This window comes from Candidatus Pelagibacter sp. PS_11 (assembly GCF_059417975.1).
Window position 1 is genome coordinate 1,144,043 of sequence record NZ_CM182075.1, and the last position, 22,336, is coordinate 1,166,378.

At 28.4% G+C, this 22,336-nt stretch carries 21 protein-coding genes; 11 read left to right on the top strand and 10 right to left on the bottom strand.

Annotated features, from left to right (window positions below; translation table 11 throughout):
• Window positions 1–34: 34 nt before the first annotated feature.
• From AC5SLT_RS06035 to polA, 3 genes are read right to left on the bottom strand one after another with little or no spacing between them, the layout of a single operon-like run.
• A complete protein-coding gene (locus AC5SLT_RS06035) occupies window positions 35–1,573 on the bottom strand; it encodes a sensor histidine kinase (RefSeq protein ID WP_006997712.1) in 1,539 nt (512 codons plus the stop codon).
• On the bottom strand, window positions 1,573–2,280 hold the full coding sequence (locus AC5SLT_RS06040; protein ID WP_006997711.1) for a response regulator transcription factor: 708 nt from the start codon (window positions 2,278–2,280) through the stop codon (window positions 1,573–1,575). Before AC5SLT_RS06040 ends, AC5SLT_RS06035 begins: the two co-directional genes overlap by 1 nt.
• Before the next feature lie 50 nt (window positions 2,281–2,330).
• Window positions 2,331–5,105, bottom strand: coding sequence for a DNA polymerase I (gene polA / locus AC5SLT_RS06045; RefSeq protein ID WP_494591700.1), 2,775 nt, complete (start codon window positions 5,103–5,105; stop codon window positions 2,331–2,333).
• Between the two features lie 50 nt (window positions 5,106–5,155).
• On the opposite strand from polA, the gene AC5SLT_RS06050 reads away from it, so the two are divergent.
• A complete protein-coding gene (locus tag AC5SLT_RS06050; RefSeq protein WP_494591702.1) occupies window positions 5,156–6,085 on the top strand; it encodes an ABC transporter ATP-binding protein in 930 nt (309 codons plus the stop codon).
• A gap of 32 nt (window positions 6,086–6,117) precedes the next feature.
• On the top strand, window positions 6,118–6,669 hold the full coding sequence (locus tag AC5SLT_RS06055; RefSeq protein ID WP_494591704.1) for a biotin transporter BioY: 552 nt from the start codon (window positions 6,118–6,120) through the stop codon (window positions 6,667–6,669).
• Here the strand turns inward: AC5SLT_RS06055 and AC5SLT_RS06060 are convergent.
• Window positions 6,662–7,225, bottom strand: a complete 564-nt coding sequence (locus tag AC5SLT_RS06060; RefSeq protein ID WP_006997707.1) for an ActR/PrrA/RegA family redox response regulator transcription factor — start codon at window positions 7,223–7,225, stop codon at window positions 6,662–6,664. The genes AC5SLT_RS06055 and AC5SLT_RS06060 overlap by 8 nt on opposite strands.
• Before the next feature lie 148 nt (window positions 7,226–7,373).
• Between AC5SLT_RS06060 and AC5SLT_RS06065 the strand changes: the two genes are divergently transcribed.
• From AC5SLT_RS06065 to speB, 3 genes are read left to right on the top strand one after another with little or no spacing between them, the layout of a single operon-like run.
• Window positions 7,374–8,552 (top strand): type III PLP-dependent enzyme, encoded by a 1,179-nt coding sequence (locus AC5SLT_RS06065; RefSeq protein WP_494591705.1) that lies wholly within the window; start codon window positions 7,374–7,376, stop codon window positions 8,550–8,552.
• Complete coding sequence (locus AC5SLT_RS06070) at window positions 8,552–9,595, top strand: 1,9-bis(guanidino)-5-aza-nonane synthase (protein ID WP_006997705.1); 1,044 nt, start codon at window positions 8,552–8,554, stop codon at window positions 9,593–9,595. The genes AC5SLT_RS06065 and AC5SLT_RS06070 overlap by 1 nt, the downstream gene beginning before the upstream one ends.
• A gap of 2 nt (window positions 9,596–9,597) precedes the next feature.
• Window positions 9,598–10,473, top strand: coding sequence for an agmatinase (gene speB, locus AC5SLT_RS06075; protein ID WP_494591707.1), 876 nt, complete (start codon window positions 9,598–9,600; stop codon window positions 10,471–10,473).
• Here speB and AC5SLT_RS06080 read toward each other — a convergent pair.
• Genes AC5SLT_RS06080 through AC5SLT_RS06095 form a run of 4 tightly spaced genes read right to left on the bottom strand, consistent with a single transcriptional unit; the run spans window position 10,470 to window position 14,030 of the window.
• Window positions 10,470–11,024 (bottom strand): queuosine precursor transporter, encoded by a 555-nt coding sequence (locus AC5SLT_RS06080; protein WP_494591709.1) that lies wholly within the window; start codon window positions 11,022–11,024, stop codon window positions 10,470–10,472. The genes speB and AC5SLT_RS06080 overlap by 4 nt on opposite strands.
• On the bottom strand, window positions 11,024–11,347 hold the full coding sequence (gene rpmB / locus AC5SLT_RS06085; RefSeq protein WP_494591710.1) for a 50S ribosomal protein L28: 324 nt from the start codon (window positions 11,345–11,347) through the stop codon (window positions 11,024–11,026). Before rpmB ends, AC5SLT_RS06080 begins: the two co-directional genes overlap by 1 nt.
• A 53-nt stretch (window positions 11,348–11,400) precedes the next feature.
• Window positions 11,401–12,453 (bottom strand): quinone-dependent dihydroorotate dehydrogenase, encoded by a 1,053-nt coding sequence (locus AC5SLT_RS06090; protein WP_494591711.1) that lies wholly within the window; start codon window positions 12,451–12,453, stop codon window positions 11,401–11,403.
• A complete protein-coding gene (locus tag AC5SLT_RS06095; protein ID WP_494591713.1) occupies window positions 12,453–14,030 on the bottom strand; it encodes a lysine--tRNA ligase in 1,578 nt (525 codons plus the stop codon). The genes AC5SLT_RS06090 and AC5SLT_RS06095 overlap by 1 nt, the downstream gene beginning before the upstream one ends.
• Window positions 14,031–14,105: 75 nt before the next feature.
• On the opposite strand from AC5SLT_RS06095, the gene AC5SLT_RS06100 reads away from it, so the two are divergent.
• From AC5SLT_RS06100 to AC5SLT_RS06110, 3 genes are read left to right on the top strand one after another with little or no spacing between them, the layout of a single operon-like run.
• Complete coding sequence (locus AC5SLT_RS06100; RefSeq protein ID WP_494591714.1) at window positions 14,106–15,551, top strand: TrkH family potassium uptake protein; 1,446 nt, start codon at window positions 14,106–14,108, stop codon at window positions 15,549–15,551.
• 2 nt (window positions 15,552–15,553) lie between these two features.
• A complete protein-coding gene (locus AC5SLT_RS06105) occupies window positions 15,554–16,930 on the top strand; it encodes an AmpG family muropeptide MFS transporter (RefSeq protein WP_494591715.1) in 1,377 nt (458 codons plus the stop codon).
• Window positions 16,920–17,666 carry an NlpC/P60 family protein gene (locus AC5SLT_RS06110; protein ID WP_271626386.1) on the top strand — a complete coding sequence of 249 codons (747 nt, stop codon included), beginning with the start codon at window positions 16,920–16,922 and terminating at the stop codon, window positions 17,664–17,666. The genes AC5SLT_RS06105 and AC5SLT_RS06110 overlap by 11 nt, the downstream gene beginning before the upstream one ends.
• On the opposite strand, the gene AC5SLT_RS06115 is transcribed toward AC5SLT_RS06110, so the two are convergent.
• Window positions 17,663–18,559: a prephenate dehydrogenase gene (locus AC5SLT_RS06115; RefSeq protein WP_494591718.1), complete on the bottom strand. Its 897-nt coding sequence runs from the start codon at window positions 18,557–18,559 to the stop codon at window positions 17,663–17,665. The two genes, AC5SLT_RS06110 and AC5SLT_RS06115, sit on opposite strands and share 4 nt — an antisense overlap.
• A 2-nt stretch (window positions 18,560–18,561) precedes the next feature.
• Complete coding sequence (gene hisC, locus AC5SLT_RS06120; RefSeq protein ID WP_271616246.1) at window positions 18,562–19,644, bottom strand: histidinol-phosphate transaminase; 1,083 nt, start codon at window positions 19,642–19,644, stop codon at window positions 18,562–18,564.
• Between the two features lie 191 nt (window positions 19,645–19,835).
• Here hisC and metX point away from each other — a divergent pair, with 191 nt between their 5' ends.
• From metX to gloB, 3 genes are read left to right on the top strand one after another with little or no spacing between them, the layout of a single operon-like run.
• Entirely contained in the window at window positions 19,836–20,954 is a 1,119-nt protein-coding gene (gene metX, locus AC5SLT_RS06125) for a homoserine O-acetyltransferase MetX (protein WP_494591720.1), read from the top strand.
• A 2-nt stretch (window positions 20,955–20,956) separates the two neighbouring features.
• Window positions 20,957–21,553: a methionine biosynthesis protein MetW gene (metW, locus tag AC5SLT_RS06130; RefSeq protein WP_027306900.1), complete on the top strand. Its 597-nt coding sequence runs from the start codon at window positions 20,957–20,959 to the stop codon at window positions 21,551–21,553.
• Complete coding sequence (gene gloB, locus AC5SLT_RS06135; RefSeq protein ID WP_494591722.1) at window positions 21,554–22,273, top strand: hydroxyacylglutathione hydrolase; 720 nt, start codon at window positions 21,554–21,556, stop codon at window positions 22,271–22,273.
• Window positions 22,274–22,336: the final 63 nt, after the last annotated feature.

Genomic DNA, 22,336 nt, shown 5'->3' on the forward strand with positions numbered 1-22,336 from the left:
TTATATAATAAAAATTTAATTAATCAACTTATGATTAAACTTTAGGGAAGACAATCTCAACATTTGCACCTTCTTGCGTTACATTGTTTGAGGCATTAATGGTAGCACTATGGAGTTCAACAAGGTTTTTTACTATATTTAAGCCTAAACCAGAATGCTCACCAAAGGTGTCCGGTCTATTACTATAAAATCTATTAAATATTTTTTTTGTATCTGTTTCCTTAAATCCTTTACCTTCATCAATAACTTTAAAAATAATTTTATCTTTATCTCCTTTGTAAATTTCAACTAAGATTTTTTTGTTATCATCACTAAATGAAATTGAATTATCTAATAAATTTGCAATAATTTGTTCAATTCTATTTTCTATTCCATTAATAAAATATTCTTCTTGATCATCTTGATCATTTAACATTATTTTAATTCCTCTTTTTGCTTCATAAATATTATTAAAATCATCTACTACAGATCTTGCAATTAATTTGAGATTAATTTTTTTCATTTTTTCTTTACTTAATGCAACCTCATCTTTTAGTATTTGAGAATAATCAGTGATCAATCTTTCAATTCTTTGAACATCGTGATTGAGAATACTAATTAATTTACTTCTTTGAGATTGATCATCAGTTTCATTCAATATTTCTGAAGCACTTTTTAATGATGTTAAGGGGTTTCTTATCTCATGAACAAGATCAGTTGAAAAATTTTCTGCATGTGAAATTCTTTTTTGAAGTTCACTTGTCATATCATCTAACGAATTTGACAAAGTTCCTAGCTCGTCATTTCTACTTTTAAGTTCATTAATATTTGTTTTTTTTTTGCTCTTTTCTTTTATAATTTTTGTATATGCTACTAAGTTCTTTATAGGTTTTAGAAAATATCTATTTAAAACAAAAGAGAATATAAATATTACTATAATTATAAATATTGCTGTTCTTAGAATAAATGTTTTTCTTTCATCAATAGCAGATTTTACATCATTAGCATTTTCTGAAATTGCTAGGTATCCAATATTAACTCCATTTAGTGTTATGTTTTTAACTGTTGTTAGTAAAAATTGATCATAGCCTTCCTGTATAAAAGTAAAAGGCTTTCCATAATCTTTTGACCACGAATAATTAGTAAGAACATCTTTGAATGAAACTGTTTTTTCTTTATTTATATTTTTTGTTTCAACAATTTTTTTGCTTTTTTCTTCGTCTAATATTTCTAGCTCGACTATATCTAGTCTACTAGAAAAGGATCTTGGGTCTAAATCTAGCGTATCAGTATCACCTACTAAATTAAATTGATTATCAAATAAGATAACTCTATCTAAGTTTTGAAATAAAAATCTTGTTGAAAATAAAAATTTTCTAATATCTTCTTCCTCAAATTTTATATTTAACCTTAAAATATGCTCAATTGTATTGTTAATTATTTGAATATGTTTGGAGGTTTTATTTTTTATTAAATTAGGTTTTGCATTGCTAATGTAAAGTGCTGTTAAAATTCCTATAATTAAAAAAATAACCAAATTAATGAATAAAAATTTTTTTAATATAGATAAACTTTTTAGAAAATTACTGAACATTAACTAACGTTCCATCTGTATCCACTGCCATATCTTGTTTCTATAGCTGTAAAATCAGGATCAACTTTTTTAAATTTTTTTCTAATTCTTTTAACATGACTATCAATAGTTCTATCTTCAATATCAGTATCTTCTCGATAGGCAATGTCCATAAGCTGAGCTCTTTCTTTTATTATTCCCGGTCTCTTTGCTAATTCTTTAACTATTAAAAATTCTGTAGTAGTTAGTTTATCTGGTAGTTGCTTGTTATCCCATTCACATTCAAGTTGTGAAGGGTCAAGTTTTAGCTTCCCATGTGAAATAATATTTTTTGTGTCTTCAAGATTATTGTTTATATCTTTTTTTCTAAGTTGAACTCTTATTCTTTCTATTAAAACTTTAATGGAAAAACCTCCTGACTTTTTTATAAAATCATCTGCGCCCAATTTTAAGCCTAATAATTCATCTATCTCATCATCTTTTGAAGTTAAAAAAATTACAGGCAAGGAAGTTTTTTTTCTTAACTTTTTTAAAAGCTCTTCACCATCCATTTTTGGCATTTTTATATCTATAACAGCAAGGTCTGGTGGATTTCTAGTTAACCCAATTAGAGCACTTTCTCCATCAATATATGTTTGAACTTTAAAGCCTTCTTTTTCAAGAGCTATACTTATACTTGTGAGTATATTTCTATCGTCATCAATAAGAGCTATTGTCTGAGTTTGCATATTCTACTTTAAAAATACTAAATTGTTCTAATTTAGGCAATGGAGATAAATTAATGAAGTATTCCCCAATTGTCCCCTGTATTCACATCTACCGTCAATGGTGTTGAAAAAGTGTGTAAATCACTTTCTGTAACACTCGTCATTTCATCCTTGATTATTTCAGTTATATTTTTGACTTCTTTTACTGGAACCTCAAAAATTAACTCATCATGAATTTGTAATAATATTTTTGATTTATTATTTTTAATACTTTCAAATTTTTTATTAAGTCTAATCATTGCAAGTCGCATGATTTCTGATGCTGATCCTTGAATAGGAGCATTAATAGCTGCTCTTTCTTGAAAATTTCTTACATTGAAATTTTTATCATTAATTCCATTAAAATGAGATCTTCGACCAAAAATATTGGTTACATATCCACTTTTTCTGCAAAACTTAATTGTATTATCCATATAAATTTTTATTTCGGGAAATTTTAAAAAATAAGCATTTAAAAATTCATCTGCTTCATGATTTGAAACGTTGATTTGTTTTGCAAGTCCATATTGTGAAATACCATAAATTATTCCAAAATTAATAGCCTTAGCCTTCCTTCTCATGTCTTGGTCTACTTTTTTAATATTAACGTTAAATACTTGGCTTGCTGTAAGAGAATGAATATCTTCATTGTTATTAAACGCTTTTTTCAGCTCCTTAACTTCTGCCAAGTCAGCTAAAATTCTCATTTCAATCTGATTATAATCTGCAGATATTAATGTGAAGCCCTTTTCTGCTATAAAAGCTTTTCTTATATCTTTACCATCCTCTGATTTAATAGGAATATTTTGTAGGTTTGGATCACTGGATGCCAGTCTTCCTGTTGTTGTTGCTGCCAATAAAAATGATGTGTGGACTCGTTTAGTATTTGGATTAATGTGTTCAGGTAAAGCATCTGAGTAAGTGTTTTTAAGCTTAGACACTTGTCTCCAATCTAGAATTAATTTTGGAAATTCATGTCCTTTAAATGCTAAGTCTTCTAACACACTTGCATTTGTGGCAAAACTACCTTTTCTAGTTTTTTTAAGTACAGCAATTTTTAAATCATTATAAATAATTTCACCTAATTGTTTTGGAGATGCAATATTAAATTCTTTTTTTGAAATTTTAAAAACTTCTTTTTCTAGTTTACTTATTTTTTTTTCAAATTTTTCAGACAAAACCTTTAAAAATTTATTATCAATTTTAATTCCTTCAATTTCCATAAATGCTAGTATCTTAATTAAAGGTTTTTCAAAGATTTCATAAATATTAGTTAATTTCTCTAATTTTAAATTTTTACTAAATATTTTGTATAATCTGTAAGTAATATCAGCATCTTCAGCAGCATACTCCATTGCCTTATCTAGCTCTACATCACTAAAGTTTATTTCTTTTTTACCTGTACCAACAATTTCTTTAAATGAAATTGTTTTATGCTGTAGATGAATCTCAGACAAGGTATCCATATTATGTCTATTTTTTCCAGCATCTAATACATAAGACATCAGCATTGTATCTTCCATTGAATTCATATTTATTCCCTGTTTATACAAGACAATAAAATCAAACTTAATATTTTGACCAATTTTTTTTACACTCTTGTCTTCTAAAAGTGGTTTGAGTTTTTTAATTACAGTTTCTTTTTTTAAACATCCTTTAAACTTATGACCAATTGGAATATAACAAGCCTTGCCAATTTTAGTGCTTAATGAAATTCCCACTAAATCAGTCTGATGTGCATCTAAAGAACTAGTTTCTGTATCAATTGCTAGCTCTCCAGCTTCTTCTGCTTCGTTAATCCACTCATCTATTTCTTTTTCATTAGTAATTAGATGATAATTTTTTTTACTTATATTTTGATGTTTTTTTTCAGGCTTTGTCTCTTTTGCTGTCTCTTCTAACAGTGGTTCTCCGTATGCAGAAATGACAGAACTAAGAAGTCTATTAAACTCCATTTCTCTTAAAAATTTATATAGTTTATCTTTATCAATCTTCTTTAGATGAAATTCCTCTAACTTTCTTTCAATTGGAGCATCCTTCATTAGTGTCACTAATTTTTTGCTAATTATCGCTTTATCTTTGTTCTCTATAAGTGTTTCTCTTCGTTTATTTTGTTTTATTTCTTGAGCGTTATCTAATAATTTTTCTAGTGTTCCATACTTATTAATCAGTTCTGCTGCAGTTTTTACACCTATCCCAGGTACTCCCGGAACATTATCGCTACTGTCTCCAGCTAAGGATTGAACATCAATAACTTTTTCTGGGCCCACTCCAAATTTAGTTACTATATCTTCAGGTGTTATAAATTTATTTTTCATAGGATCGAATATACGAACGTCCTTTCTATACAATTGCATTAAGTCTTTATCTGAAGATACTATTGTCACCTTTGCACCCTTTGCTAAAATTTGCTCTACATAAGTGGCTATTAAATCATCTGCTTCATAATTTGGAAGATCTACAGATGGTAAATTAAAAGCAACTACAGATTTTCTTATGTATTCAAACTGTGGTGCTAAATCATCTGGGGCTTCTGATCTATTAGCTTTATAGTCTGAATAAATTTCATTTCTAAAAGTTTTTCTAGCAGCATCAAATATTACAGCAAAGTGTGTTGGTTTTTGAAGATTTTCATTTGATTTTGAATCCTCTAATAGTTTAAATAGCATACTGCAAAATCCACTAACTGCACCTACTGGAAGACCGTCACTTTTTCTAGTTAGGGGTGGTAATGCATAATAAGCTCTAAAAATGTAACCTGAACCATCTATTAAATAAAAATGATCTGTTTTTTTTATTTTATCCATTAAATAATATTATCTTAAATATTTTAAATACTATAAATGTATTACCACGCATGGAGCAAAAAAATATACTTTCTGTTAAAAATTTAAAAAAAATTTATTCAAACAAACAAGCTGGGGACAACCTTGCTTTAAACGATTTAAACTTAGACGTGAAAGAAGGAGAAATTTTTGGCCTTCTTGGTCCTAATGGTGCTGGGAAAACAACATTTATAAATATTTTAGCTGGAACAGTAGTAAAAACAGCAGGTCAAGTAAGTGTCTGGGGTTTTGACTTAGATAAAAACCCAAGACAAGTTAGAGCTTCGGTTGGAATAGTTCCTCAAGAAGTAAATCTTGATCCATTTTTTAGCCCAAGAAAATTATTAGAATTACAGGCTGGTCTTTATGGAATTAAAGAAAAAGATAGAATTACAGATACAATTCTAAAATTGGTATCCTTAGAAAAACAAGCTAACAGCTATGCTAGAAGTTTATCTGGTGGAATGAAAAGAAGATTGTTAATGGCTAAAGCTTTAGTTCATCAGCCACCAATAGTTATTCTAGATGAACCTACGGCTGGTGTTGATGTGGAATTAAGACAAAATTTATGGAAAAATGTAAAATTATTAAATGAACTTGGTGTAACAATCATTTTAACAACTCATTACCTTGAGGAGGCTGAGGAAATGTGTGGAAGAATAGCTATATTAAATAAAGGAAATATTGTTGCCCTAGACAGCACTAAGAATTTATTAGATAGAATTCAAACCAAAAAAGTAACCTTTAAAACTGATATAAAGATAAATATTAACGATGATGATCTAGAATCTTTAAAAATAGTTTCACACTTAGATAATGAAGTTTGTGTTTCTTATGAAAAAAGTAAAATTAATATGGAAGAATTAATTAATTTAATTAAGAAAAATAACGTCAAAATTATAGATATTTCAACTGACGACGGTGATTTAGAGGATGTTTTTTTAAGATTAATAAAAAACTAGATTATCACATTAATAAATAGTAATTTGTGGATATGGATCTATTAAAAACAAATACAATTCAAAGAGTATTAAAAACATTTATTCTAATTTTTATAGGAACAATGGCTTTAACTATTTCAGCTAAATTAAAAATACCATTTTATCCTGTGCCTATGACAATGCAAACTTTTGTAGTTCTTTTTTTAGGAATTGCTTTTGGGTATAAAATTGGCCTGGCATCTGTTGCTGTTTATCTTCTAGAGGGTATTTTAGGTATGCCAGTATTTTCTAACTCACCAGAAAAAGGTATTGGAATAGTTTATTTTACTGGTCCAACAATGGGATATTTAATTGGATTTTTATTTGCTTCTTTTTTTGCAGGCTATCTAAATCTTAATAAAAATATTTTTATAATTTTTGGAAAATTAATATTTTCTGTTTCTGTAATTTATGTATTTGGAACTATTTGGTTGGGAACTTTAATTGGATGGGATAAACCAATTCTTCAATTAGGAGTGACACCATTTTTATTAGCTGAATTATTTAAAATTTGCTTATTGGCTATATTGGCTAAAAAAATTATCAAATTTAGAAAATTTATCTAGGGGATCTTTTAGATAAAATTCTTTGTAACGTTCTTCTGTGCATTTTAAGTCTTCTAGCAGTTTCAGATACATTTCTATTGCATAATTCAAAAACTCTATGAATATGTTCCCACTTAACTCTATCAGCTGACATAGGGTTTTCTGGTGGTTCAGCTTTTTTCTCTGGATCGGCTAGTAATGCTTTCTCAACATCATCTGCGTCTGCTGGCTTTGCTAAGTAATCAATTGCACCTTCTTTAATCGCAGCAACAGCCGTTGGAATATTTCCATATCCTGTTAACATTATAATTCTACTGCTTGGATTAGAAATTTGAATTTGCTTTACTACTTCAAGTCCATTGCCATCAGCTAGTCTTAAGTCGACAACTGCAAAAGCTGGTTTTTTTTCTTTAACAGATAGTATTCCTTTTTGTACACCCTCAGCTTGAAAAACCTCAAATCCCTTTTTTTCCATGGCTCTTGCAAGCCTATCTCTAAAGGGATTGTCATCATCAACGATTAATAAGGATTTATTATCAAAATCACTTAATTTTTTTAAATTAGCTGCTTCAACCATATTATTAATATGGTGCCTTATCTGATAATTTCAACACCCATTATTTGCTTTACATTAATTAAGTATTGCCTTAATTGCATGATTTATATGAAAGTTTTTAAGTATTTAAGAACTTTTTTTTATTAAATTTTTTTTGGGGACATATGAAATGCAAAAATTTAAAACAGTTGATGAGCTTATAAATCAACTAAAACCAGAAAAGCCTATTTATTGTATTAGAAAAAAATCTATACAGTCTGCTTCTACTTATTTTAGAAATAAATTTCCTGGTAAAGTTCTATATGCTGTTAAAACTAACTCACATCCTGAGGTTTTAAAAACAATAGTAGAAAGTGGAATTGAAAACTTTGATGTAGCTTCAATTCAAGAGATTAAAGACATAAGAGCTATCTCCCCTGATGCAAAATGCTCATATATGCATACTGTTAAGAGCAGAGAAAGTATTAAGGAAGCTTACTTTAACTACAATATTAAAGCTTTTTCTTTAGATACTAAAGATGAATTAATAAAAATTATTGAAGCAACCAATCAAGCAAAAGATCTTGAACTATTTGTAAGGGTTGCTGTTTCAAATGAACATGCTGAAATAGATCTATCTAAAAAATTTGGTGTTTTAACCTCTGAAGCTACTGGTTTATTAAGACTAACGAAACAATATGCAAAAAAAATCGGCTTAAGTTTTCACGTTGGTTCTCAATGTATGCACCCAATTTCTTATGCAAAAGGAATTGGAGAGATTGGAAACATAATAAAAAAAACAAAAATTATTCCTGATTACATAAACATTGGTGGTGGATTTCCTGCAATCTATCCTGATTTAGTACCTCAACCTTTAGAAAATTATTTTGAAGAAATAAAAAAAAGTTTAACTAATTTAGAACTAGAAAAACTTCCAGAATTATTATGTGAGCCTGGAAGAGCAATAGTTGCAGAAAGTGGTTCTACAATTGTCAGAGTAAATCTTAGAAAAAAACAAAAACTTTATATAAATGATGGAACATACGGAACTCTTTTTGATGCTGGTACACCAAATATGGTTTACCCATCTCGTTTAATTAAATCTAGCAAGATAATATCAAAAAAATTAACTGCTTTTGATTTTTATGGCCCCACCTGTGATAGCATGGATTACATGAAAGGGCCATTTTTACTTCCAAATAATATTAAAGAAAATGATTATATTGAACTAGGTCAGCTTGGAGCCTACGGTCTAACTTTTAGAACTCAATTTAATGGTTTTTATTCTAATGAGATTTATGAAGTAGAAGATGAGCCAATAATGACCATGTATGGTAAAGACAGCAATAAGGGTATACTAGTTGCCTAATGTCAGAAAACAAAAATTTAACTCATAATAGCAAAAAAAGCTTCTTACAAAATCCAGTTGAACACATAGATATTACATCGTTTGATGCAAGAAAGATAATTTCCTCAATGGAAAAAATGTCTTTTGTTTCAAGAGAAACAGCAAATGCAGCCAACATTTTTAATGAAATGATTCAAGATAAGGATTGTACAATTTTTTTAACACTTGCTGGTTCCACTTCTGCTGCGGGATGTATGAATATTTATAAAGATTTAGTTAAATACAATATGGTTGATGCAATTATTGCTACAGGAGCTTCAATAGTTGATATGGATTTTTTTGAAGCTTTAGGCTTTAAACATTATCAAGGTTCACAATTTCAAGATGACACTGAATTAAGAAAAAACTATATAGATAGAATTTACGATACATATATTGATGAAGATGAATTACAGGAATGTGATCAAAAAATATGTGAAATAGCAGATACACTTGATCCTAAAAGTTACACATCAAGAGAATTTATTTATGAAATGGGAAAATATTTAAAGAAAAATTCTAAAAAAAAAGATTCTTTAATTGAAACTGCATATGACAATAATGTTCCCATTTTTTGTCCTGCATTTACAGACTCAAGTGCTGGTTTTGGATTGGTCACTCATCAAGAAAATAATCCTAAAAACCATATTACGATAGATTCTATTAGAGAGCTTCGTGAATTAACTGAAATAAAGATTCAATCAAAAGGATCTGGCTTATTTATGATTGGTGGAGGAGTTCCTAAAAACTTTGTTCAAGATACTGTTATTTGTGCTGAACTTTTAGGAAAAGAGGTTGAGATGCATAAATATGCAGTTCAAATTACAGTAGCAGACTCTAGAGATGGTGCTTGCAGCAGCTCTACATTAAAAGAGGCAAGCTCGTGGGGTAAAGTAGATATTGCAAAAGAACAAATGGTTTTTGCAGAAGCAACTAGTGTCCTTCCTTTGATTGCAAGCGATGCTTATCATAAAGGTGATTGGAAAAATAGAACGAGAAAAAACTTCTCAAAAATATTTAAATAAAATTGAAATATCTTTCTAATAAAAATGGTTTTCTAGGAATTGACAATGATGTTAATTTTAAAGAAAAAGTAGTAGTTGTTCCATTTGGTTTAGAAAAAACTGTAAGTTATGGTGGTGGCACTCGTAATGGCCCTAAAGAAATCATCAAAGCATCTCATCAAGTAGAGCTATATGATGAAGAGTTACATTGTGAGCCCTATAAAAAAATTGGGATCAAAACTTTAAAACCATTTAAAATTGATAAAGACATTAAAAAAGCTCTTAAAAAGATGTCTGATATAAATAAAGAAATATTAGATAAAAAATTATTTCCAATCACTTTTGGTGGAGAGCACTCAATAACACCTGGATGTATTGCTCCATTTGTAAAAAAATACAAAGATATATGTTTACTACATTTTGATGCGCATGCAGATTTAAGAGAGAGTTATAATGGTGAAAAATTTTCACATGCTTCAGCTATTAAGAGATGTCTTGATCATAAAAATGTTTCCATAATTTCATTTGGGATCAGAAATATATCTCAAAGTGAAATACCATTCTTAAAAAAAAACTCATCTAGGATTGATATCTTTTGGGCAAAAGACAAAAATAAATGGGATCTAAAAAAATTTAAAAAAATGATAAAGAATAAAACAGTTTATTTAACATTTGATGTTGATGGTTTAGATTCAAGCATAATGCCCGCAACAGGCACACCTGAACCAGGTGGACTATTGTGGGATGAAACTTTAGATATCATACGGATAGCTGCTAAAAACTCTAATATTGTTGGTGCAGATATAAATGAACTTTCACCTATAAAAGGTTTTAATTCTTACAATTTTCTTGTAGCAAAACTTGCTTATAAAATATTGTCATACAAATTTTTATACTAAGCTTTTGAAGCTTTAAAAGTTCCTAATAATAATCTAAATGGAATTAACATTGCTAAAGCAACAAATATTTTAACAGCTAAATCACCTAGAGATAAAGTGACCCATGGTATTCCCGTTGCATAAAATGAGATGGAGAAGAATAAAAATGTGTCAACAGTAGACCCAATTAACGAAGAAGTTAATGGAGCAACAAACCATTTCTTTTTTCTTAAATAGTCAAAAATTTGAACATCTAACAACTGTGCAACCATAAATGCTATACCTGAACCTATAGCAATTCTAACTGAAATTAAGTCTGCAAAATTTGTTGAAAAGAAAAGAGTAAATACAATCCCTATAATAAAACCAACATAAACAATTTTTCTAGCTACAACCTTGCCATAAGATCTATTTGCCAGATCCGTAATTAAAAAAGCAACTGGATAGCTAAAAGCACCATAAGTTAATATTTCTTCTAAACCAGAATAATTGATTGGAAATTGTACTAAATAATTTGAAGTTAAGACAACAACTCCCATTATAAATGAGAGTAGTATAAAAAACTTTTTCATTAAGCTGATTTACTAGGAGATGCTTTTGGTACTTTTTTAATAAAAGGTGATTTAATTAATATACTTTTTTTTAATTTTTTTAGTCTAGGCGAAATATTTTTATTTTTTACAGTCTTTAAAAACTGATCAAAAGTACCTTTTTTATCAACGCTTCTAACACCGGCATTACTAACAGTTAAAGTTAGACTTCTTTTCAAAAGTTCACTTGTAAATTTAGCTTTTTTTAAATTAGGTAGAAATCTTCTTTTAGTCTTATTGTTAGCGTGACTAACATTGTGACCTTTCATAGGAATTTTACCAGTTAATTCACATTTTTTAGACATAATATTTAGTGACTATATAAGATGTGTTCATGATCTCGTCAAGTTTATTAGGATCAATTAGTCACCTTCTTTCCTATTATTTCTTTAAAATTCTTAATACCTTCGTCAATTAATATTTCTTTAAGCTCTTTTTTTATCTTTCCTACAATGTTTGGTCCTTGAAAAACCATTCCTGTATATAACTGAACATAGCTAGCTCCTGCCTGAAACTTTTTATAAGCACTTTCTCCCGAGTCCACACCTCCTACACCTATAATTTCAATCTTGCCCTTAAGCAGTTTATAAAACTTACTTATTAGTTTATTGGCCTCTTCCTCTAGTGGCTTGCCTGATAGCCCACCTTTTTGATGCTTTAAAATATTATTCAATTTTTCTCTATTTTTAGCTGTTGTGTTTGAAACAATTATTGCACTAACTTTATGTTTAATTAAAATTTTACTTATTAGTTCAATTTGTTCGTCTGAAATATCTGGAGAGATTTTTACTACAATTGGAATTTTTGATTTAAGTTTAACTTTTTCTTTTTCTATTGCATTCAACAATTGATCAAATTTAGTCTCATCATGAAAAGCTCTTAGATTTTCTGTGTTAGGCGAAGAAATATTAACTGTAATATAGTCAGCGATATCATAAAAGTTTCTAAGTCCAATCAAATAATCATTTAATCTATCTTCACTATCTTTATTGGGACCTATGTTGATTCCTAATAAACCTTTATGTGAATTAGATCTAATTCTATGGCTAATATTTTCTGCTCCTAAATTATTAAAACCTAACCTATTTATAAGAGCCTGATCTTCAACCAACCTAAAAACTCTTGGCTTTGGATTTCCATATTGCTCAAGTGGGGTAACTGTTCCTACTTCAACAAAACCAAACCCAAGTTTAAACAGTGGGTTATAAACTTCAGCATTTTTATCAAACCCGGCAGCCATTCCTATTGGATTATCTATATTCTTACCAAATAAATTAGTCTTAAATATTGGATCTCCTTTATTTTGATCAGCTATGTTTGGTAATATGTTTAGTTTTAAAGACTTAATTGCTAAATTATGAGCAGTTTCAGGATCAATTTTGAAAATTAGTGATCTGAATTTTGAAAACATTATTTTATTTTTTCTTTAATTAACTCTTTAGTTTCGTTTACTCCAAAAAAACTTATAAAAAATCCCATTCTTGGTCCATTTTCATCTCCAAAAACAACCTCATAAATTAATTTAAACCAATCACGCAAGTTTTCTGCGTAACCATTTTCTTTTCCCGTTGAATAAATTAATGTCTGAATATCTTCAGGCAACATCTTATCATTGCAGCTATCAAGAGACTTAACCAGTGCTTCTAATGCGACTTTTTCATTTGCATCAGGGGTTTTGTATTTTTTTTGTAATTTTATTACGTCATTAAAATACTTAATCGCATAACCTATAAGATTATCAAAAATTGGGTGTTCTTTTTCTAAAAGGTTTTTTTTATATTTTTTTACAAACTTCCAAAGTAACTCCTTAGAGTCTGCATTGCTCGTTTCTACTAAATTTAAAAGCATTGAAAAGCTCATAATAGTATCTTCTTTAGGAATTAATCCATTATGCACATGCCAAACAGGATTCATTAATAGCTGTAACTCATTTTGTGTTTTAGCTTTTTCTATAAAGTCCAAGTACTCATCGACTGTTTTGGGAACTATTTCTTTATATAGTTTTTTTGCTCTTTTGGGATTTTGATACATATACAATGAAAGACTTTCGGGTGATGCATACTCCAGCCACTGATCAATTGTAATTCCATTTCCTTTTGATTTGGATATTTTTTCTCCTTTTTCATCTAAAAAAAGCTCATAAGCAAACCCAGATGGGTTTGTTTTTCCAATTAACTTGATTATTTTTGATGATAATATTGCACTTTCAATTAGATCTTTTCCATACATTTCAAAATCTATATCAAGAGCGTACCATCTCATTGCCCAATCTACTTTCCATTGTAATTTGCAATTCCCATCGAAGATACTTACCTCAAGTTTTTTTCCATTATTATCAAATATAATTTTGGATTTTTCTTTTAGTATTTCTAAAACTGGAATTTCTAAAACCTTACCGGTGTCTGGACAAATTGGTAAAAATGGACTGTAAGTTTTTTGTCTTTCTTTCCCTAGTGTTGGAAGAATTATATCCATAATACCTTGATAATTTTCTAGTATTATCTGTAATGTGGGATTAAAAAAACCACTCTTATAAAGAACTGAAGAGCTTTGAAAATTATATTCAAAATTAAATTTATTTAAGAAATTTTTTAACATTTCATTATTGTGTTCGCCAAAACTTGAAAATTTTTTAAATGGATCTGGCACTTGAGTTAAAGGCTTATGAAGATTGTTATTTAAGAGCTCTTGATTTGGAACGTTTTCTGGAACTTTTCTAAAGCCATCCATGTCATCAGAGAAAGTTATGATTTCCGTTGGTATATCTGTGAGTTGTTTTAAAGCATTAACCATCATCGATGTTCTTGCAACTTCACCAAATGTACCTATATGGGGCAGCCCACTTGGACCATAACCAGTTTGTAAAATTATTTTACCTTTTTTATCAATAAAGGACTTTCTTTCACGCAGTAATTTTTTAGCCTCAACAAAGGGCCATGCGTTAGTTTTATCTAAATTATCTTTTTCAATCACTTTGTTTAATAACAAATATCTTATATTTGGTGTTTTTATTAATTCTTATAGAGTTGAAATTTATTTACCATAAAATAATGTTCTTTCAAAATGTCTAATTATAAAACTGTTTTTTTTACCTTGGGTGTTTTGCAAATTATTCTTGGAATTTCCATGATGATTCCAATTATAGCTCAGCTTATATATTCAGAAATTGACTCCTCTTTTATTGGAGGCTCTATAATTTCTATAATATTTGGTGTTTTATTTTTTTTAACAAATTTAAATCATGATAAAAAATTAAATCTACAACAAGCGTTTTTATTAACTGCTCTTTCTTGGTTAAGTATTGCAATATTTGGTTCTTTACCTTTTATTTTTTCTACTCTTGAACTTTCAATTACTGACTCTTTCTTTGAAAGTATGTCTGGAATCACCACGACAGGGTCGACAATTATCTCCAACTTAGAGAGTGCTCCAAGATCGATACTTTTGTGGCGAGCAATGCTTCAATGGTTAGGTGGAATTGGTATTATTGTAATGGCAATAACCTTAATGCCAATAATGAATGTTGGTGGAATGCAATTGTTTAAAATTTCAAGTAATGATTCTTCTGAAAAACTATTACCAAAATCAAAAGAAATTTCACTTAGACTAATTTACGTTTATTTAGGTCTAACCGTGCTTTGTGCTTCTACATATAAAATTTTTGGTATGAATATTTTTGATAGCTTAACTCATTCAATGACCACGATAGCAACTGGTGGCTTTTCAAATTATAACGAATCTATTGGATATTTTAATAGTCTACCTATCGAAATATCATCCATGGTTTTCATCATATTAGGGAGTTTACCTTTTATTGCTTATATAAAATTTTTAAATGGAGACAGAAAAATTCTTATCTCTGATGTTCAAATAAAATCGTTTTTAAAAATTATTATTTTTTCAATTATTATACTTTTTATTTATTTACTTTTTCACAACAAAGATGTTTCTCAAATAAATATTAGGACTATTTGTTTTAATGTTATCTCTATTTTAAGTGGAACGGGATATGTTACTGGAGAATTTGATGGATGGGGTAATTTTCCACTCATTTTCTTTCTAACTTTAATGTTCATTGGTGGTTGTGCTGGTTCTACCACATGTGGAATTAAAATTTTTAGAATTCAAATTTTATACCTTTTTATTATTAATCAATTAAAAAAGATTATTTATCCAAAAGGCATATTCATAATAAAATATGATAAAAATAATGTTGATGATAAATTTATGGCTTCCATCATTTCTTTTATCTTTCTTTATTTGGTTATATTTTTTTTAATAACTGCATTTTTATCCTTAAGTGGTCTAGATTTTGTTACTTCAATTTCTGGAGCTGCAACTTCTATCTCAAATGTTGGTCCAGGATTGGGCTCTACAATTGGCCCTAATGGCAATTTTTCAAGCTTACCGGAAATATCTAAATGGATTTTAAGTCTTGGAATGATATTGGGTAGGTTAGAATTATTTGCTATACTTGTATTATTTCTTCCATCATTTTGGAGAAATTAACTATGATTGAAATTAAAAAACAATCCTTATCAGAAACTTTTGCTGTCTACTTTGATAAGAGAATGCTTAGAATATTATTATTAGGTGCAATCTCTGGTTTTCCCTGGGTTTTAATTGGGAGCAGTTTAAGTCTATGGCTCAAAGAAGAGGGCTTAAGCAGATCAACAATTGGTTGGGCAGGACTAATATTTGCTGTTTATGCTTTTAATTATTTATGGGCCCCCCTTATTGATAGATTTCAAATACCCTACCTAACAAAAAAACTTGGTCATAGAAGAGGCTGGATAGTTTTAATGCAAATTGCAATTTTAGCTTGTCTTGTTACTTGGAGTTTCATTAATCCTACCGAAAACCTTGCGCTACTAATTACAGTTGGTTTAATTATTGCTATAGCATCAGCGACACAAGATATTACAGTTGATGCTTTAAGAATTGAACAAATAGGCGAACACGAAAGTAAATCAATGGCCGCTGGCGCTGCTATGGCTGTTGTTGGCTGGTGGAGTGGATACAAATTAGGTGGTGTAATAGCTTTATTTACAGCAGAATATTTAGAGAATATGGGTGTTACAAATTACTGGCAAATTACATTTTTAATTTTAGGAATTTTAGTAATTTTAATGAATATAGGTTTGATGTTTGTCCATGAGCCTCTTTATACTGACAGACAAAAAAAACAAAAAGAAACTGATAAGCTTATAGAAAGTAAACTTGGATCAAAAAATATTATAACTAATTTTATAACATGGATAAGCAGCACATTAGGTGGCCCTATAATAAGCTTTTTTAGGAAAAATGGTTTTACAATTGCTGTTGGAATTTTAAGTTTTATTTTTTTATTTAAGATTGGTGAGGCCTTTCTTGGACGTATGTCGATAGTTTTTTATAAAGAAATAGGCTTCTCTAAAGGTGATATTGCAATTTATTCTAAAACTTTAGGTTGGATTACTACAGTTATGTTTACATTGCTGGGTGGACTTTTTGTAATTAGATCTGGTGTTTTAAAAGCAATGTTTGTTGCAGGAATATTAATGGCTGCAACTAACTTATTATTCACAGTCTTAGCATGGAGTGATAAATCCGAGTTATTATTCGCAGTAGCTGTCATATTTGATGATATAGCAGCAGCATTTGCAACAGTTGCATTTGTAGCATTTATTTCATTACTAGTAGACCGAACATATACTGCAACCCAATACGCGTTACTTGCATCAATTGGAACTGCAGGCAGAACTACACTTGCATCATCATCTGGAGCATTAGTAGATTGGCTTAATGGAGATTGGGGAGTATTTTTTATCATTACTGCCATCATGGTAATACCTTCTTTAATTTGTTTGTGGTTTATAAAAGATAAATTAAAACTTCATGAAAGATAGTTATTTTTATAAAAAACCATTATCAAATATCTATAAAAAGCCCAATATATTTTCTGAGGTTACCTCTCAAATTTTGTATGGGGAAAAATTTAAGATTATATCTAGGAATAAAAGTTGGATAAAAATAAAGGCTTTATTCGATAATTATACTGGATACATAAAAAATAAAGATTACACAAAAGATCACCAACCAACTCATAAAATATTTACTTTAAAAACAAATATTTATAATAAACAAAAAAATAAAACAAAAAATTTTTTACCCTTTGCATCAAGAATTTCAATAATTAATGAAAATAAAAAATTCATAGAGTTTGAAAAAAATAAATGGATTAAGAAAAGTAATATAAAAAAAATTAATCATATAGAAAAAGATTATTTAAAAGTATTAAAAATGTTTTTAGAAATTAAATATCTATGGGGTGGTAAAACTTATAGAGGTATAGACTGCTCTGCTATTTTACAATTATTTTTTTACTATAATAATAAATTTTATCCACGAGACACAAAAGACCAAATAAAATATTCAGCAAAAAAAAATAGAAGTAAAGTTTTTAAAAAAGGTGATATTATTTTTTGGAAAGGTCATGTTGCTGTCTGTATTAACGCTCAAAAATTAATTCATGCATATGGTCCTGAAAAGAAAGTTTTAATTATGAATATAAAAGAGACAATAAATAGAATTGAAAGAACAGCAAAATTAACTGTAAAAAAAATATCCCCTATAAAATACTAATTTCTTCCAAAATCTGGCTTATTAATATCTTGTTTTAACTTAATTATTTTTTTCCTAACCTTCTTAGTATTAACTAATTTTTTAATAATAGATTTATTATTTTTAAATTGAATATCTCTTTTAAATGAACGTAAATTTTTAATAAACAGATCAATAACTTTTGAAATATTTTTTTGATTATTAAAAAAAATATCTCTCCACATAATTTCATTAGATGCAGCAATTCTTGAAAAATCTCTCAAACCACCGGCACTAAATTTTATTAATTCATATCTTTGCTGTTTTTCAAAATCTGTAGCTGTTTTAACCAAATTATATGCAATTAAATGAGGCAAATGACTGGTCATAGAAAAAACTGTATCATGTTTTTTTGAGTCCATAATTGCAACTTTTGAACCAATTTTTTTCCAGAACTTGGTAAGTATCAGAAGATGTTTTCTGTTGGTATTTTTTTCTTTTATTAATATGCACCATTTATTAAGGAATAAATTTTTTACTCCATTTTCTGGGCCACTAACTTCTGAACCTGCAATAGGGTGACTGGATGTCCAAAAAATTCCTTTTTTTAATTTTCTTTTAATTAAATCCATAGACTTTTCTTTGGATGATCCAACATCTGTAATAATAGTTTTGGGTAATAAATATCTGTTTATCTTTAAAATTATTTTTTCATATTCTCCTAGTGGAGTACAAAATATTATCAAATCTAAGTTTGGGATAATTTGCTTTAAATCATTTGTAATTTCACATGGTAATTTTAATTTTTTGATTTTTAAAATATTTGATTTTGATTTTTCATAGACAAATATTTTTTTAGCTATTTTTTTCTCAGAAATTGCTCTTAATAATGAAGAACCAATTAAACCACAGCCTATAATTAAAATATTTTTCATAATCAATTAAAGATAGCCTTAATTGTTGTTATGAATCTCATGTTCTCTTTTGTTGATCCAATTGTTAATCTTAATTTGTTTTTAATATTATACCCATCATCTGTAGATCTTAATATAATTCCTTTTGACTGCAGTTTGTTAAAAATATAGTTAGCTGAAAATTTACATCTATCGAAATTTAATAATAAAAAATTAGCTGTTACTTCATTTGAAAGAATTTTTAGTTTTTGTAAAACATTTCTAACTTTATTTGCTTCTCTAATGTTGTGTTTCACAGAATTATTAATAAATTTTCTATCTTTTAAAGCTTCTATTGCTGCCATCTGTGCAACTTGATTTACATTAAATGGCGGTCTAATTAAGTTCATTGCAGATATAATTTTTTTTGGCCCATGACCCCAGCCAACTCTTAAGGAGGCCAGTCCATATATTTTTGAAAAAGTTCTTATCACAACAACATTATCTTTATTTTTAAATAAATCTAAACCAGATTTATAATCTTTATTTTTCATATATTCAAAATACGCATCGTCTAAAACTAGTAAAATATTTTTATTTAATTTTTTTCTTAAGTCTATTAATTCTGCTCTAGTTAAGTATGTTCCCGTTGGGTTATTTGGATTAGCAATAAAAACAAGCTTGGTTTTTCTTGTTACTTTCTTAATAATTTCATTTATCGAAACTTTAAAATTTTTTTCCTTAGAAAAAACAACTTTTGCTCCCACTATTTGTGCATATATCCTGTACATTAAAAAGCTATATTGAGGAACAATCACTTCATCAGAGGGTTTTAAGTATAACTGACAAATCATTTGAATAATTTCATCTGACCCTGCACCACAAATTATTCTCTCAAAATCACACTTAAATTTCTTTGAAATTTCTTTTCTTAAGTTTTTTGCTTTACCGTCTGGATACTTCGATATTAACAATTTTTTATTCTGTAAAATTTTCTTTACTCTCGGGCTTACACCAAGAGCTGACTCATTTGCTGATAATTTTATAATATTTCGTATTTTTGCTATATTTGACTTACCTGGTTTATAAGCCTCTATTTTGAATTTTTTAAATTTTGGAACTGTCATTGTATTAATTAAATTTACCTTATAAATAAAATATTATCCTTTCATATAGAATAAGTCATTTTTTAAAAAAATTGACATAAGAAATGCTATCTAGTACAAAAAATATGCGCTGATTTAACTGAATTGCGAGCGCTTAAAAAAAACCGCTAAATAAGTTTTTTTGTCTCACAATTCAAATTTGGCTAATACTTATGAATATAAATGTGAATATAAAAAATATTATAATTGATAAACCATTAAAATTAGATTGTGGGCAAACTATCAATAATTATTCTCTTGCTTATGAGACTTATGGCTCTCTAAATGAGAATAAAGATAATGCTATTCTTATTTTTCATGCCTTGACTGGTGATCAATTTGTATCTGGAATAAATCCAATTACTAAAAAAGAAGGTTGGTGGTCTTATGCTGTTGGGTCTGGTAAAGCTATTGATACTGATAAATACTTTGTAATTTGTGCAAATGTTATTGGTGGGTGCATGGGTTCATTTGGTCCTAGTGATATTAACCCTGATACCAATAAAAAATATGGTACTACTTTTCCAGTCATAACTATTAATGATATGGTTAATGCACAATTTAATCTCTTAAATTTTTTTAATATTGAAAAATTATTTGCTGTTATGGGTGGATCAATGGGTGGTATGCAGACACTTCAATTTGTTAATAACTTCCCTGATAAAGCAAAAGTTGCTATTCCAATAGCCTGTACAGCTAGTCATTCGGCACAGAACATTGCCTTTAATGAACTTGGTAGACAATCAATTATGGCTGATGCTAATTGGGAGAATGGTGATTATTCCAATCGAAATAAAAATCCTAATAAAGGTTTATCTGTTGCAAGAATGGCCGCTCATATAACTTATTTGTCTAAAAACGGTCTTCAGGAAAAATTTGGAAGGAAGTTACAAGAAAGAGATGATTTGAAATTTGGTTTTGATGCTGACTTTCAAATTGAAAGCTACTTAAGATATCAAGGATCTGTATTTGTTGATAGATTTGACGCCAATAGCTACCTATACATAACAAGAGCAATGGACTATTTTGATCTAGTAAAAGAACATCATGGTAATTTATCTAAAGCATTTGAAAAAACTAAAACTAAGTTTCTTATTATATCTTTTACTTCTGATTGGCTTTATCCAACCTCTGAAAATAAAGAAATTGTTATAGCCTTAAATGCTATAGGTGCTGAGGTAGGATTTGTTGAAATTGAATCTGACAAAGGGCACGATTCATTCCTTTTAAAAGTTCCTAAATTTTTAAATACTCTAGGTGACTATATTAAAACAGCTTATTCTAAAAACTAAACATGAAACAAGAATTTAAAATAATCTCCGATTTAATTGAAAAAAATACTAGAGTTTTAGATGTGGGGTGTGGAGATGGCATATTAATGGAATATCTTAAATATAATAAAGAAATAGACATAAGAGGAATAGAAATCTCAAAAGATAATGTTCAAAAATGTTTATCAAAAGGACTAACTGTTATCGAAGGTGATGCAGAAAAAGATCTATTACAATTTCCTGACAGTTCCTTTGATTTCGTTATTTTAAGTCAAACATTACAAGCATTTTTAAATCCTGAAATAGTTATCAAAGAACTATTAAGAGTTGGCAAAAAAGCTATTGTTACAATACCTAATTTTGGTTTTTGGAAGGTTAGACTTCATCTATTAATTAAAGGAACAATGCCAATTACAAAAAATCTACCTGATGAGTGGTACAATACTCCCAACCTTCATATGTGCACTATAAAAGATTTTTATAATTTTTGTGAAAATAGAAAAATTAAATTAGATAAATCATTAGCTCTACATAACGAAAAGATATCCTCTATTAATAAACTTAATCTAAATACTAAAAATTTATCTGCAGAATTGGGTATTTTTTTAATTGAAAGTTAAATGGAAATTCAAATAATACGCTGTCTACAGGATAATTATTCTTATCTAATTATTGATAAAGCTAAAAATATTGCATGTGTGATTGACCCTAGTGAAGCAAAACCTGTTATCAAATATTTGGAAGATAAAAATATTCATTTAAAATATATATTAAATACACATCATCATTATGATCATGTTGGGGGAAATAAAGAATTAAAAGAAAAATATGGAGCTAATGTTATTGGATACAAAGGAGACAAAGATAGAATTCCAGAAATAGATATACTTGTTGGTGATCAGGACATTTGGCACGAAGAAAATTTCCAGGCTAAAATATTTCATATACCTGGTCATACCCTTGGCCATATATGTTTTTATTTTTACAATGAAGAGTCTGTTTTTACTGGAGACACCCTCTTTTCACTTGGTTGTGGTAAGATTTTTGAAGGAACATACTCACAGATGTATAATTCATTAATGAAAATAAAAGCTCTACCAGAAAAAACTAAGATCTATTGTGGGCATGAATATACCAAACAAAACTCTAAATTTTGTATTACACATGACCAAGACAATGAAAGCCTTAAAGTTAAGATTAAACTTATAGATGAAAAATTAAAAAAAAACCTACCTACTATTCCATCTACGATTAAAGAGGAATTAGAGTGCAATATTTTTCTTAGATCAGGTACAGAGGAAAACTTTTCAAAATTGAGAGATTTAAAGGACAATTTTTAGCTTATTCGAGCTTGACTATAATTTGCTCAAGACTATATTGCTGATTATAAAAAACAGATTAAA

Bases quoted from the DNA above. Each gene is read 5' to 3' on its own strand.
- AC5SLT_RS06035 (WP_006997712.1), bottom strand. From the start codon at position 1,573: ATGTTCAGTAATTTTCTAAAAAGTTTATCTATATTAAAAAAATTTTTA.
- AC5SLT_RS06040 (WP_006997711.1), bottom strand. From the start codon at position 2,280: ATGCAAACTCAGACAATAGCTCTTATTGATGACGATAGAAATATACTC.
- polA (WP_494591700.1), bottom strand. From the start codon at position 5,105: ATGGATAAAATAAAAAAAACAGATCATTTTTATTTAATAGATGGTTCA.
- AC5SLT_RS06050 (WP_494591702.1), top strand. From the start codon at position 5,156: ATGGAGCAAAAAAATATACTTTCTGTTAAAAATTTAAAAAAAATTTAT.
- AC5SLT_RS06055 (WP_494591704.1), top strand. From the start codon at position 6,118: ATGGATCTATTAAAAACAAATACAATTCAAAGAGTATTAAAAACATTT.
- AC5SLT_RS06060 (WP_006997707.1), bottom strand. From the start codon at position 7,225: ATGGTTGAAGCAGCTAATTTAAAAAAATTAAGTGATTTTGATAATAAA.
- AC5SLT_RS06065 (WP_494591705.1), top strand. From the start codon at position 7,374: ATGCAAAAATTTAAAACAGTTGATGAGCTTATAAATCAACTAAAACCA.
- AC5SLT_RS06070 (WP_006997705.1), top strand. From the start codon at position 8,552: ATGTCAGAAAACAAAAATTTAACTCATAATAGCAAAAAAAGCTTCTTA.
- AC5SLT_RS06080 (WP_494591709.1), bottom strand. From the start codon at position 11,024: ATGAAAAAGTTTTTTATACTACTCTCATTTATAATGGGAGTTGTTGTC.
- rpmB (WP_494591710.1), bottom strand. From the start codon at position 11,347: ATGTCTAAAAAATGTGAATTAACTGGTAAAATTCCTATGAAAGGTCAC.
- AC5SLT_RS06090 (WP_494591711.1), bottom strand. From the start codon at position 12,453: ATGTTTTCAAAATTCAGATCACTAATTTTCAAAATTGATCCTGAAACT.
- AC5SLT_RS06100 (WP_494591714.1), top strand. From the start codon at position 14,106: ATGTCTAATTATAAAACTGTTTTTTTTACCTTGGGTGTTTTGCAAATT.
- AC5SLT_RS06105 (WP_494591715.1), top strand. From the start codon at position 15,554: ATGATTGAAATTAAAAAACAATCCTTATCAGAAACTTTTGCTGTCTAC.
- AC5SLT_RS06110 (WP_271626386.1), top strand. From the start codon at position 16,920: ATGAAAGATAGTTATTTTTATAAAAAACCATTATCAAATATCTATAAA.
- AC5SLT_RS06115 (WP_494591718.1), bottom strand. From the start codon at position 18,559: ATGAAAAATATTTTAATTATAGGCTGTGGTTTAATTGGTTCTTCATTA.
- hisC (WP_271616246.1), bottom strand. From the start codon at position 19,644: ATGACAGTTCCAAAATTTAAAAAATTCAAAATAGAGGCTTATAAACCA.
- metX (WP_494591720.1), top strand. From the start codon at position 19,836: ATGAATATAAATGTGAATATAAAAAATATTATAATTGATAAACCATTA.
- metW (WP_027306900.1), top strand. From the start codon at position 20,957: ATGAAACAAGAATTTAAAATAATCTCCGATTTAATTGAAAAAAATACT.
- gloB (WP_494591722.1), top strand. From the start codon at position 21,554: ATGGAAATTCAAATAATACGCTGTCTACAGGATAATTATTCTTATCTA.